This is a genomic window from bacterium (assembly GCA_024226335.1).
GTDB lineage: Bacteria > Myxococcota_A > UBA9160 > SZUA-336 > SZUA-336 > JAAELY01.
In genome coordinates this window covers 1-652 of sequence record JAAELY010000069.1, presented here as the reverse complement: position 1 = coordinate 652, position 652 = coordinate 1, and the positions used below count along the sequence as shown (strand labels likewise).

The following is a 652-nucleotide window of genomic DNA, read 5'->3' as shown; positions in this document are numbered from 1 at the left end:
TGACCGCTGGCTGTCACGTCGCAGGTCGCTGTCGGCTTGTCGGGCACCGGCGGCGCTGCGGGAGCGGCGGTGGGCCAGAGGCCGAGGGCCAGAACGGCAGTGATCTCGAGGCAAGCCGCCCGAAACCTTCTGACACGGAACGGAAAGCGAGTCATTTTCGACATGTCGACTCCCAATAAGTCATTGGCGCTCGGGAGCCGCCCCGAGTCGTCCCTCATCCATATTTGAGTCCCGGAGCTCGATCCGGGGCTGTCGCGGCTGGCACCCGGAAGGGCTCGCTCCGGTCCACCCTTCTACTCAGAGATGCGAAGATCGCTTGCAGAATGGCCCATGGCCATACTCGTGCTATGCTTCGTAGTCGGCACAATGGATCTACTGAGCATCGGGAACTAAAGGAGGACACCATGAATTACAGAACCTTGCTGATCTGCGCCGCCCTCATCTGTGCCTGTTCATCGAACCGCAATCCCCCCCAGTCGACTCGGCTGTCGCTCGAGCTGCGCCCCTCCGAGGTCGTCACGATCGAGAGCTTCTGTCCGAAAGTCGACCTTGAGTTTCTAAGGCAGCGACTGGAAGCGGCCAGGGCGCGAGCGTTGCGGGAGACCGGCGTCGAGCGCAGCTTCGCGGGATGGGTCATTGTCGCGCGTCCGCT

The 652-nt window shown here is 62.6% G+C and carries 1 protein-coding gene; it reads left to right on the top strand.

Features of this window, described 5'->3' with window-relative positions; all coding sequences use genetic code 11:
* Positions 1-404: 404 nt before the first annotated feature.
* A partial coding sequence (locus tag GY725_03135; protein MCP4003170.1) for a hypothetical protein occupies positions 405-652 on the top strand: 248 nt, incomplete at its 3' end.